General features: G+C 67.8%; 8 protein-coding genes. 4 read left to right on the top strand and 4 right to left on the bottom strand.

The window, feature by feature from the left end; translation table 11 throughout:
- Positions 1 to 286 precede the first annotated feature (286 nt).
- On the top strand, positions 287 to 880 hold the full coding sequence (locus DB30_RS27435; protein ID WP_146660860.1) for a hypothetical protein: 594 nt from the start codon (positions 287 to 289) through the stop codon (positions 878 to 880).
- Between the two features lie 9 nt (positions 881 to 889).
- Positions 890 to 1495, top strand: coding sequence for a hypothetical protein (locus tag DB30_RS27430; protein ID WP_052554315.1), 606 nt, complete (start codon positions 890 to 892; stop codon positions 1493 to 1495).
- 179 nt (positions 1496 to 1674) lie between these two features.
- Here the strand turns inward: DB30_RS27430 and DB30_RS27425 are convergent, their stop codons facing one another.
- Together DB30_RS27425 and DB30_RS27420 are read right to left on the bottom strand one after the other, a co-directional pair.
- Positions 1675 to 2457 carry an SDR family NAD(P)-dependent oxidoreductase gene (locus tag DB30_RS27425; protein ID WP_052554313.1) on the bottom strand — a complete coding sequence of 261 codons (783 nt, stop codon included), beginning with the start codon at positions 2455 to 2457 and terminating at the stop codon, positions 1675 to 1677.
- 144 nt (positions 2458 to 2601) lie between these two features.
- The gene (locus tag DB30_RS27420) at positions 2602 to 4194 is read right to left on the bottom strand and encodes a vWA domain-containing protein (RefSeq protein WP_146660858.1); all 1593 of its coding nucleotides are present in this window, start codon (positions 4192 to 4194) and stop codon (positions 2602 to 2604) included.
- 288 nt (positions 4195 to 4482) lie between these two features.
- Between DB30_RS27420 and DB30_RS27415 the strand changes: the two genes are divergently transcribed.
- Both DB30_RS27415 and DB30_RS27410 read left to right on the top strand, forming a co-directional pair.
- The gene (locus tag DB30_RS27415; protein WP_240480342.1) at positions 4483 to 7254 is read left to right on the top strand and encodes a TonB-dependent receptor domain-containing protein; all 2772 of its coding nucleotides are present in this window, start codon (positions 4483 to 4485) and stop codon (positions 7252 to 7254) included.
- 43 nt (positions 7255 to 7297) lie between these two features.
- The gene (locus tag DB30_RS27410) at positions 7298 to 8311 is read left to right on the top strand and encodes an alpha/beta fold hydrolase (RefSeq protein WP_146660854.1); all 1014 of its coding nucleotides are present in this window, start codon (positions 7298 to 7300) and stop codon (positions 8309 to 8311) included.
- A 24-nt stretch (positions 8312 to 8335) separates the two neighbouring features.
- Here DB30_RS27410 and DB30_RS27405 read toward each other — a convergent pair whose 3' ends face one another.
- Positions 8336 to 9385: a peptidoglycan-binding domain-containing protein gene (locus DB30_RS27405; RefSeq protein ID WP_052554305.1), complete on the bottom strand. Its 1050-nt coding sequence runs from the start codon at positions 9383 to 9385 to the stop codon at positions 8336 to 8338.
- A 33-nt stretch (positions 9386 to 9418) separates the two neighbouring features.
- Positions 9419 to 10885 carry an alkaline phosphatase PhoX gene (locus DB30_RS27400; protein WP_240480341.1) on the bottom strand — a complete coding sequence of 489 codons (1467 nt, stop codon included), beginning with the start codon at positions 10883 to 10885 and terminating at the stop codon, positions 9419 to 9421.
- Positions 10886 to 10912: the final 27 nt, after the last annotated feature.

Genomic DNA, 10912 nt, shown 5'->3' with positions numbered 1-10912 from the left:
GCCCCTCCCCCATGCCGGCGGAGCCGTCATGGGGCCCCCACCCCTGCGGTCGGGCTTTGCCCTCCGGGTCCGCTGGAGTTGCGGGCGTTGCTTGCGGAGCTCCCGTGCCCGCGGCCTCGTTGCTAGATCTTGATGAGGGGCTTCACAGGCGTTGCTTGCGGTCGGGCGTTGCCCTCCGGGTCCGCTGGAGTTGCGGGCGTTGCTTGCGGAGCTCCCGTGCCCGCGCCCGAGTTCGCAGTAGGCCAGCCCCGCGCTCGAACCGGGCCACACTCGGTATGCTGTGCCCGTGCGAAGCCTTGCCCTGCCGCTCCTCTCGCTTGCTGCGCTCGTCACCGGCTGCGCTGGACGACCGTCCGCGAACGTCCAGCCCGTTCGAGCTGACGACGCGACCGCCGGTGCTCCGCTGATCGTCGAGCCCGGACCCAGGCCGAGCGAGTCCACGCCCAACCCCGACGCGCTCGACCCCGCGGCCGCGTTCTTCCTCGTCTACGAGGCCCTGCGCGAGGGGGACTGGGCGGCGTTCGAGCGCTTCGCGGGGGCGCCCAGCCTCCGCTTCTCCCGCGAGCAGAGCATCGGCGAAGTGGACATCCGCGTGCGCACGATCCCGGCCGACAAGCACCGCGCGTGGCTGGCCCAGGCCTACGACAGCTGGGCGCCAGCATGCGCCGAGGCGCCCGATCCTCCGTGCATGGGCCTCAACCCGCTCGCGCTGGGGATGGCCGAGGACACCGAGCCGCGCTGCACCGACCCGGGCCCCGACGACGTGGGCGTGCAGTGCTGCAGCCACGACCCGATGCTGCTGCACAACACGCCCTTCCTCGCCAAGGTCTGCTTCGACGCCGAGCAGCGCGTCACGCAGATCTCGATCATCGACGGGTGAGGTAGGGCGATGGACTGGCCGAAGATCCGCGCGCTCCGAACCAACCTCCGCGCCCGTCTGGACGAGGTGAGCGAGGCCGGCGGTGGCCAGGACGCCACCGATGCCCTCGAGTCCTCGACGCTGGAGCTAGCGAGGGCGCTGCCGCGGGTCTTGGGCTGGGAACCCGCGCGGTCTGACCTCGACGCGTTGATAGAGTCTGCGCGCAAGCTCGACAGGCTCGCGGCCGCTTATCTGGGTCGCGACGAGTTGACCACCGAAGAGCGAGAGGCCATGGCGATGGAGTTGGGGTTGGCCCGCGAGACGTCATTCCCCGACATGCGAGACGTGCTGCTTGGCACAGATCCCGACTGGGACGATACGTCCTCAGGCTACGCGTCTGCGTGGATGAACCAGGTCTTTCATCTGCTCCACCGCAGGAGCCGCGAAGACCAAGACACCGCGGTAGACGCCCTCGCGTTTGTCTTGGGCATGTCTGATGACGTTCTCAGTGACGCGGATCCGATCGCACAGCTCGTCGGGCTGTTGCAGCGCAAGAGCGCTGGGGAGATCGCCAACGCGGTGGATGCTCTCCGGGCGTTTCTCGACGAATTGGACGCCCAAAAAGCTGGTCACTGAGCTGCTGATAGTTCGATAGCAGTGCTGCCAAGTCCACGGCCGAACTCACGATCCTCGCGGCATCGCTGCAGCGGCGCGTCACTCGAGCGGGCCGGAGTCGCCCTCGCAGTCGCAGTCCTCTTCGCACCCATCTCCGTCGAGGTCGACGGCGGTCGTGCCAGCCCAGCAGTTGTTTGGGATCAGAGCGAGCGGATCAGGCCGCCCTCGACCCGGATCGATGCCCCATTGATCGCAGGATTTGCGACCGCGGTCACGACTGTCTGGGCGACCTCTTCCGGCGCGATGAATCGCTGCAGCAACGAGTCCGGCTCGTTCTGGACGAAGTAGTCCTTCGCCGCCTGCTCGGGCGAGATCCCCTGCTGCTGGGCGACGCCGTTCATGTACTCGTCGACGCCCTCGGTCCACGTTGGCCCCGGGAGCACGCTGTTCACCGTCACGTTGCGGCCCTTGGTCAGCGCGGCGACGCTCTGTGTCAACCCGAGCTGCGCGGCCTTGGTCGTGGCGTAGTGCGCCATCGTTCCGAACCCACGGACGCCGCACTCGCTGGAGATGTTGACGATGCGCCCAAAGTCGCGCTCGAGCATGCCGGGCAGGAAGTGCCGGATGAGCCGCACGTTGCCGACGACGTTCACGTCGAAGTAGCGCAGCCACTCTTCGTCGGTGATCTCGACGAAGGGCTTGACGCCGAAGATCCCGACGTTGTTGACCAGGATGTCGAGCGGGCCGATCTTGTCCACGGCCGCAGCGAGCGCCTGCGCCGACGCGCCGTCGGACACGTCCCCAGCCACGGTGTAGGTCCGATCCGCGCCCAGCTCTCGCTGGAGCGCTTCGAGCTTCTCGACGTTGCGCGCGTTGAGGATCACCCGGGCACCCTCCGCGACAAACGCGGCTGCGATCGCGCGGCCGATGCCTGCCGACGATCCGGTGATGAGCACGAGTCGGTCGCTGAGTCCGAGGTCCATGCTCGTCTACCTGGCGCGCGCGAAGATTGTTGTCAAGCGCGGGGCAGGCTCCGTGGGCGTTGTCATGATCGCAACCCGCTGGAGGGGCTGTGGTCAGGCTTCGCTCGCGGGACTCGGTGCCCGGTCGGGGCGCGGTCGTGGCGATCAGTTGTGCAGGTTGTTGTACGCGTCAGCGTGCACGGACTTGACCGCGCGCGCCCCCGCGGGCGAGCTTGGCTGCGCGGGGAATGGCTGCGGCTGGCCACCGCCAACGGGGCCGTAGCCAACGTTGGTGACGACGGGCTGTCGCGCCTGGCGGGCGAGGCTCCTGAGCTCGGGCTCGAGCGCGGCGAGCTTCTCGGCCTGGGTCCACAATTTGTCGTCCTCGAGCGTCTTGGATGAGTCCTTGGCCCAGCTGACGGCCTCGGCCAGCAACGCCTTGGCCTCGTCGAGTTGACCCGCGCGGGCGAGCGAGAGCACCTGCAAGGTCGCGGCGTCGGTGCGGGCGTGGGCGCCCGCGCGCGCGATCTCGATGTCGCGCCCGGCGGCGATCGCCTGGACGTTGCCGCTGGCCAGGGCCGACATGAAGCTCCGCTCGAAGCGCTGGCCCGTGCCGGTGTAGACGTCGTTGAAGCTGAGCTCGAGGTCGCTGAGCTCGACGGTCGCGCCGTCGTTGTGGGGGCTGACCTGCAGCCGGACGATCAGCTCTTGGGTCTGGCCCTCGAACATGCTGCCAAGCGCGACCTCGTTGCGGCCCAGGCTGGGGTTCCACTGCGAGGTGTGACCCACGACCTCGATCAGCGTGATGCCGGGCCCCAGCCCCATGCCCAGGCGCAGCTCGCTGGCGACCGTGCGCTGGATGTGCAGGACCTGTTCGCGGAACAGCGCGGCGACGGCCTCGGGCTTCTCGACGAAGCGGAACTGGCCGTGGGTCTGCTCGGCCAAGCTCGCGAGCAAGACCTCGTCGTAGTCCAGGCCGTAGCCGAGCGCCGTGATCGCGGCGCCGCGGGCCGCGAACTGCTGGGCGAGCGAGGCGATCGGGGCCGCGTCGTTGGGCACGCCGTCGCCAAGCAAGACTACGCGCTCGAGCACCTGCGGATCAGGGCCGTTGCTGACCCACATGCCCGGCCCAGCTTGGGCCAGCTCGCCGGTCTTGGGATCCGGCGTCGCCATGCTGGCCGGGGCAGTCGACAGCTGCTGCAGCGCCAGGCCGAGGCCGCCGGCGAGATCGGTCGTGCCCCATGCCTGCATCTTCGCGATCTGGGCCTTCGCGGCGGCGCGGCTCTCGTCGCCGATCAGCGTGGCCGACATCAAGGTCTGCGCCTGCGAGTGAAACACCACCAAAGAGAAGCTGTCGTCGTCGGCCAGGCTGTCGACCAGCTCGATCGCGGCCGCCTTCGCGCCCTCGATCGCGTCGCCCTGCATGGACGCGGAGGTGTCGACGACCAGGACCACGCGGGCCGGCGGACGCGGCAGGTCGAGCTTGTCCGGGGCCTCGATGCGGATCCGCGCGACCAGCTCGCTGGGCTTGTCGGCCGGGACCAAGGCGTTGGCGAGGGCCCAGTCCAGGTCGAGATCGACGGGCGCGACGTAGGGCCGCTCGGTCTCGACGAGCTTGGTGTTGTCGCGCTCGTCAGCGTGGTCGACATCGAGGGGCCCGAGCGGGCCGCCGCCACCCGTGCGATCGCAGGCGCTGCCGAGCAGGGCGAGGGCAGACAGCAGCAGCAAAATTCGGGGAGAGCGATTGAGGCGTTGCATGGGCTTGCGAGGGCCGACAACGCGAGGTTTTTGGGGGCTCTTACAGAGTCGTGACGCACGCGCGGGAATAGTTCGCTGCCACCGGCAGGGGTCCCTCAGAGGCGGGGGCGCTCGTGCGCGGACCGAGCAAGGGACCGAGCTGGGCAACGGCCAAGTCGGCGGCGTCCTGGTGATCGGCGGCGAAGCGCTGGACTGATCAGCGCATCGATTGGGCGCCAGTTACGGCCGCGCCAACACGCGCGGGTCCCGATGCCCGCGGTCTGGCGACATGTGCTATCCAAACGGCCCGTGAAACGCCGCTGCGAGGCAGGCTCGGCTGAACCGAGGCTCCGCAAGGGTCGCGCTGTCGCGGGCCTGGCCTTGGTGTTTGTGTGCGCGCTGCTGGTCCCCACGCTGGTTGCCGCCGCACCACCGCCAGGGCCCACCGCGCCCGCGTCCGAGCTGGTCCCGCCCACGCTCATCAACGAGGTCCGCCCCTACGCCTACCCGCCGGAGCTGCTCGCACGCGAGCAACCACCAGGCGGCGAGGTGATGGTGCAGTACGTGGTCGGGATCGACGGCGTACCCAAAGAGATCGAGCTGCTCGCTGGCGTGGATCCGGTGCTCGACGCGATCGCGCTCGAGGTCGTCGCCGCGCTGCGCTTCTCGCCTGCCACCTACGAGGACGAGCCGGTCGAGGTCGTGCTCTCGCTGGCGATCCCGTTCGCGCCGCCGGAGCCGTCTGTGCCCGATGAACCCGACGCGCCGTCCGAGCCCGACGAGCTCGAAGGCGGCACAGGCAACGGCGACACGGAGCCCATCGAGCAGCCCAAGGGCCCGCCGCGGATCACAGGGGTGGTGCGCGAGGCCGGCAGCGGGACCCCGGTGAGCGGCGCGACGATCCTCGCGGTCCCGGCCGGCGACTACCCGCTCGGCAAGGTCCGCCACAAGCTCTACGGCGAAGAGACCGAGCCGGCCTGGATCCGCAAGGCGCTCAGCACAGACACCGGCGAGTTTGCGCTGGCCGGGGTGCCCAACGGCCAAGTCCGGGTGATCATCATTGCGCCGAACTTCGAGCGGCTCGAGTGGGTCGTGGAGCTCGCGGCGGATCAGCGGCTCGAGACCAAGTACTTCTTGACCCGCACCTCGGCCAATCCGTTTCGCACCGAGGTCAGCGTTGACCGCGACGGCATGACCGAGGCGGTGGTCCGCACGATCACGATCGAAGAGGTCAACGAGATCCCCGGCACCCTGGGCGACGCGCTCAAGTCGATCCAGAACTTTCCAGGGGTCGCGCGGGCGCCGTTTGGAGCCGGCCAGCTGACGATCCGCGGGGCCGCGCCGGGGGACTCGGGGGTCTACCTTGGCTATCACGAGATCCCCACGCTGTTTCACTTTGGCGGGCTGACCTCGGTGTTCAACGCGGACATCCTCGCGCAGATCGACTTCATCCCCGGCAACTTTGACAGCCGCTACGGCGACGCGCTTGGCGGTGTCGTCAATGTTCAACCACGCAAGGGTCGGCGCGACGGGTTCCACGGCTACATCGACACCGATCTATTCGACACGGGCGTGCTCGCCGAGGGCCCGATCGGCAAGGGCAGCTACATCCTGTCGGGCCGGCGCAGCTACGTGGATCTGTTGTTGCCGCTCGTCATCCCCGACGAGGTTGGCCTTGGCCTGACCTTGGCCCCGCGCTACTGGGACTATCAGGGCTTGTTCGACTATCCGGTTGGCGGCGGTGAGCTCTCGGTCCGGGTGTTCGGCTCGGATGATCGCAGCAAGCTGCTGTTCACCGAGCAAAACGACGTCAGCGAGGACGAGCGCAACCAGCTCGAGACCGTTCAGGGGTTTCACCGCGTCGATCTTGTCTATCGCAAGGTCGACGGGCCCTGGGAGTTCTTGATCACGCCTTCGTACAAGCGCGAGTACTTCTCGGGGGCGATCTTTGGCAACTTCGACTTCGAGGTCGACACCGACACGCTCTCGGCCCGCGCCGAGATCAGCCGGCGGCTCAGCGCCAACGCCCGCCTGCGGGTCGGCACCGAGGTGGTCAGCGAGTGGTGGCGTGGGCGCGCGGCGATCGTGCCATTTGGCGCCGACGCGGTCGGGACCACGAAGGCCGACGCGACCGTGCGCGAGACCGACTACCTGCGGCTGATCCCCAGCCTCTACTCCACGTTGACGCTGCGCGTGGGCAAGCGCCTGATGTTGTACCCGGGCCTGCGCTTTGATTGGTTCGCGGCGCCGCAGAACCGGGCGGCCCTGGATCCACGCCTGCGCTTCATCATTGACGTCGCGGACAAGACCAAGCTCAAGGGTGGGGTCGGGCTCTACAGCCAAGGGCCCACCGAGGTCGAGAACGACCTGTATTTTGGCAACCCGCGGGTTCGCCTGTCGCGATCGGTGCACACCAGCTTGTCGGTTGTGCGGCAGCTGCCGTGGGACGTCAGCGTCGAGCTCACCGGCTTCTACAAGCGGCTGTGGGATCTGACCAGCCCGTCGGGGCAGATCGTGAAGTGGCCCGGCGAGGACGACCCGCGGCCCGAGACCTTCGCCTCGACTGGGACCGGGGACGTGTACGGCGGCGAGCTGCTGCTCAAGAAGGAGCTGGGCGATCGCTTCTATGGCTGGGTCTCGTACACGCTGATGCGCTCGGTCCGGGTCCCCGCGCCCGGCGAGCCGCAGGCGCTGTTCGACTTTGATCAGACCCACATTCTCACGCTGATCGCCAGCTACGACTTCCCGCTCAACTGGCGGATCGGCGCGCGCATGCGGGTGGTCTCGGGCAACCCCTACACGCCGATCGTCAACGGGGTGTTCGACGCGACCTCGGCGAACTACATCCCGATCCAGGGGCCAACCAACTCCGCGCGGCTGCCGACCTTTCATCAACTGGATCTGCGCGTCGACAAGACCTGGGTGTACCGGCGCGTGAAGGTGACGAGCTACCTCGACATTCTAAACGTCTACAGCGCGGAGAACACCGAGTTCTTGAGCTATGGCTACGACTTCACGGTGACGCGGCCGGTGCTCTCGCTGCCAACGGCGCCGTCGATCGGGCTGAAGATCGAGTGGTGAGCGCGGCGGCTAGGGTTTAGCATCAAAGCCCCGCTCGAGAACCATGACCGCTCCGCGCATATCTTCGTTGCAGACGCTGCCGCTCGTGTTGGCGTGCGTGCTGGCAGCGCCGGGGCTCGGCTGTGGGCAGGTCGTCGCCGGGACCGAGGCGTGGACGCCACCTAGCTACTGGCTCGACGAGCGCTTCATCGAGATCGAGGGGCTGAGCATCTGCTACCTCGAGGCTGGGCCGAAGGACGCCAAGACGATCGTGTTCGTGCACGGCTGGAGCGGCAACGTGCAGAACTGGTGGGATCAGTTCGAGCACTTTCAGTCGCGCTACCGGGTCATCGTGTTTGACGCCCCGGGCCACGGCAAGTCCGAGCGCGGCCCTCACCTGAACTACACGATGGAGCAGCACGTCGCGGTGCTCGGCGGCTTGCTCGACACGCTAGAGGTCGAGCAGGCGATCGTGATCGGCAACTCGGGCGGCGGGTGGATCGCGGCTCAATTCGCGATCGAGCAGCCCGAGCGGGTGTCCAAGCTGGTGCTCTCGGACTCGACGGGCACCCGCTACACCGGTTCGGCGGGCGGCGTGCTCAACATGCTCACGGCGCGGTGGCTGCAGGTCGCGAACATGACGACCGGCGAGCACTACCCGGGCCTGGATCCAAAGAGCCAAGCCCGGCAGGCGTTCGCGGGCAGCTTCGCGGGCACCGTGGAAGAGAAGCCCTACCTCGAGGCGCTCGCGGCCTTGCTCGCGCCAACCTACGCGCGAATCTCCAAGGCGCAGCTGGGCCAGATCCAGGCCTCGACGCTGGTGATCTGGGGCGACGACGATCCAGTCGTGCCGATCAACGCCATGAAGATATTCGACCACTCGATCCCCGACAGCGAGACCTATGTGGTCCACCTGGGCGGCCACACGCCGATGATGAGCTCTCCCGACGAGTTCAATTGTGCGGTGCAGACCTTCTTGGAGGGCGGTGACTCGGCGGCGTGCAAGCAATATGCGCTGACGCCCGAGAAACGCCGGAATCGCCTGGCCGGCCGCGAGTGGGGCCCGCACTTCGAGTGAGCGGGAGCCCGTCTAGGAGACTATCTAGGAGACCGGGCAGCGCTGGCGCAGCAACGCAGCCGTCACGCTCGAGACCTGCTTGATCGACCATCCACATACCTCTGTCACTCCGAGGTCCGCCCAGGTCTGCAGCGCGAGCCCAATCGCAACATCTTCGCTCAGGGTCCCAAGCTCATAGCGGCCAGCCTGGTTGTAAGTGGCAAAGCCCCCAATGATCTTGCGATCCGGCCACCACCCGGCCCACTTGGTGTGGGCCGTAGTCTGCAGGTCGATCGGGTTGTAGGTGGCGTTTGGCTTGCCGTCAGACGAGGTCTTGTTGGCGACGCTGTAGGCCTGGGGGGTCACGTGGGTGACGCAGCTCTGCTTCACCAGCGGGTCGAGGGCGGCTTGCTTGGTGTAGACAATTCCGTTGATCGCCACGAACAAGGGCGCGCCGCGTAGCTGCTGGCCAAACAGCTCGGCGGCGCTGTCCTTGGCCGCTTGATCGGCGTGCTTGATCCACAGCTCTTCGGCGTCGATGTCGAGCCGGCGCAGGCCCAGCTGGTGATCGATCTGCAAGACCGCGTCGGTCAGCGCGGTGACATAGTCGGAGCTTGGATAGATGAAAGCGTTGAGGCTGACGTCGATGCCCTTGTCTTTGTAGGCCTTCCCGGACTCGACGATGTTGGCGATTGTGGTGGGAAGCTCGAATGTGGTGTCTGTGTCGTTGTCGAGGGTGAAGACGACGTCGGTCAGGCCGGCCTCTACCGCCAATTCGAGCGCGTGGCTGCACGCGCTGCTCGTGGGCATTAGTGCGTCGCTGAAGGTCCACAGCCCGACCCGGGTGATCTTGGGCGTGGCGGTAGCCCAGCCCGCGGCGCCCGTGCTCAATAGTTGCGGCCAGGTGTCGCCGCTGGTGCTGCGCCAGACCTTGCCGTCGGCGGGGATCTTGCGAGCCGCCTGCCAGCTCTGGATCGCGGTGACTGTGCTTGGGCCCCACTGCCCATCCGGGTTGGAGCCCACGACGCGTTGGATGAAGGCCGTCTCGGCGCGCGAGAAGCCCTGCTGTTTGTTGTAAGTGAGCGCGTCAGCCACCCTTGCATGGTACACGCGCCGAGGCCTTGGTGGTCACCGTTCGCCGGGCTTGGGTGGCCGCGTGGCGACCCACGCTGCGGTCAAGATCGCCAGCGTGCTCGCGCTGCCGTCGAGCGGATCTTCACCAACGCTGGAACACGCGCAGGCAGATCCCACCTCGGTGGGTGGGGCCGCCGTTCCCCCCTCTGCGCCGGGGTCGGCCCCGCCCTCGCTGTCGCCGGCCCAGCCGTCTCCGCCCTCTTCACCGCCGTCATCCACGAACGGCCCAGTGATCACGAGCGTCAACCCGGCGACCTGTATGTTGACGAACATCGCCCGGGCGTCGGGCGAAAAGCAGATCCCCGCCAGCTCGTAGAGCGACGTGCTGGCAAACCTACACAGCTGTCCGTCTGCGCCCAGCCACCGGATCGAGTTGTTCGCGGGCCCGTCCTCGACCAAGAACAGCTCGCCCCAGGGCGCGACGGTGATGTTGTCGGGCATCTCGAGGGTGGTTGGGTCGTCCGCGTGGGCGAGCAGCTCGAGGGTTGGCGCGGCGCCGTCGACCAAGCGAAAGATCTGACCGAGCCCAAGCGGACCGCCCGTGGTCGCGGTGAAGAACACCTGGCCGTCAACGCTCCACATGCCCTCGCCACGGGTGATCAACGCGGCGCCCTTGGCATGACCCTGGCCCCGGACGCTGTCCGTGCTGGGATCGGGATCGTCGATCGTGACCCATTCGACCTCGAGCACGGCGCCAAGCTGCAGGGTCGTGGTCGGGAACTTGTCCTCGCCGACGACCTTGAGCGCCTGCAGGCTGCCGACGAAGGGCGCGGCGGGGTCGTCTGGCACGAATCGATACAGGCACGAATCGAACCGATCCTCGGTCAAGTACGCGATGTTGGTGGCCGGGTCGATCGCGGCGGCCTCATGAAAGAAGCGACCGTAGCCAAGCTTGCGGTCGGGCAGCTGGACGGTGTCGGCGTTGGTTGGGCACAAGAACACGTAGCCGTGCCGATAGGCGCCGTCGATGAGCACGCTCTCTTCGCAGCTCAGCCAGCCCCACGGGCTTGGCCCGCCCGCGCAATTGCGAGACGTGCCGATCAGCACGAGGTTGCTCGAGACTCGCGCGAAGGTCTGGGCGTCTATCACCAGGCGCGAGACGCCGCCCATGCCCTTGGGGTTGTAGGCCTCGGGCGGCGCCGACTGGCCGTCGGCGTAGGGCCCACCTGTGGCAGCGCCCACGCTGTTCTCGTGGTTGCGCATCAGGATCAGCGTGCCGTCGGGCCCGGGAAAGCAAGCCATGCCGTCGGGCCGCGCGGGCAGCTTGTAGCCGTCGCTCATCAGGTCACCGGCGGTCTCGAGGATCGCGTACGAGAACCCAGCGGGGAGGTCGAGGATGCCGTCGGGATCGGGGATTGGATCGCCCCAACGACCGCGCGCTCGTGCCTCGCGGCTCCGCCCCAGCGCGGCGAAGCACAGCGCGACGCCGGTGGCCGTCAGCAAGCGTCGACGAGTCAGCACCTGGCGAGAGTCTACCCGACCCCCCGC

Source organism: Enhygromyxa salina (genome assembly GCF_000737335.2).
GTDB classification, from domain to species: domain Bacteria; phylum Myxococcota_A; class Polyangia; order Nannocystales; family Nannocystaceae; genus Plesiocystis; species Plesiocystis salina_C.
Note: the sequence above shows the minus strand (reverse complement) of the source record. Positions and strands in the feature narration are given on the sequence as shown.